At 59.2% G+C, this 622-nt stretch carries 1 protein-coding gene; it reads right to left on the bottom strand.

What is annotated here, in order from left to right; genetic code table 11:
- Positions 1-465 (bottom strand): hypothetical protein (locus tag NS334_RS17200; protein ID WP_193753175.1); only part of this gene is annotated, 465 nt, incomplete at its 3' end.
- Positions 466-622: the final 157 nt, after the last annotated feature.

The raw sequence follows: 622 nt of genomic DNA, 5'->3' as shown, positions 1-622 counted from the left end.
GTGCTGGGCGCGGCGAAGCTCGACCTGAAAGAAGGAGGGGTGGTGGTCGATCCGAAACGTCCGAAGCTTCCAGAACACCACGGCGGCATATTTGGGCGTGAGCTTCTTGTTGCGCCGGTAGTAGTCGAGCGCGCCCGACAGCACCGGGTTGACCTCCTTCGTGGCGAGCTGTTCCAGCGCCCGGATGCAGGACTCCAGTTGCATCCGCTGGGTAAGTTTGGCCAGATGGCGCTTTGCCGCCTCGGGCGAAAGTCGACGTCCATCCTCCATGCCGGCGACGTCGAATTGAAGTATGCAATGTGAGCCGACCCAGAGCGCTGCCTCGGTATATGGGTTGGCGATCTCGAAGTGATATCTGAGGTCCTGCTGGCCGCACAGTTCGCATGTCTCGATCGGTGTCTCGTGGTCGACCGTGTTTTCGGTGAAGGACCACTCGGCGAAGGCGGCAGGCAGCGTGTCGGCCACCGAAAGGGGCAGAATGCTGTCGCGCACGCGCTGGCTGTAGCCTCCCACTTCTCATCAGGCCTCGTTATTTAAGCTGACTTACCTTAGCCCATTTCCTATTTAAGCCAAGTGGGCATTGCTTAAATAAGGGTGGGTTGCCATAATCGGCGCACATGGT

This window comes from Sphingomonas endophytica, from assembly GCF_001476895.1.
GTDB classification, from domain to species: domain Bacteria; phylum Pseudomonadota; class Alphaproteobacteria; order Sphingomonadales; family Sphingomonadaceae; genus Sphingomonas; species Sphingomonas endophytica_A.
The sequence above is the reverse complement of the archived record's forward strand: the minus strand, read 5'-3'. Positions and strand labels throughout refer to the sequence as shown.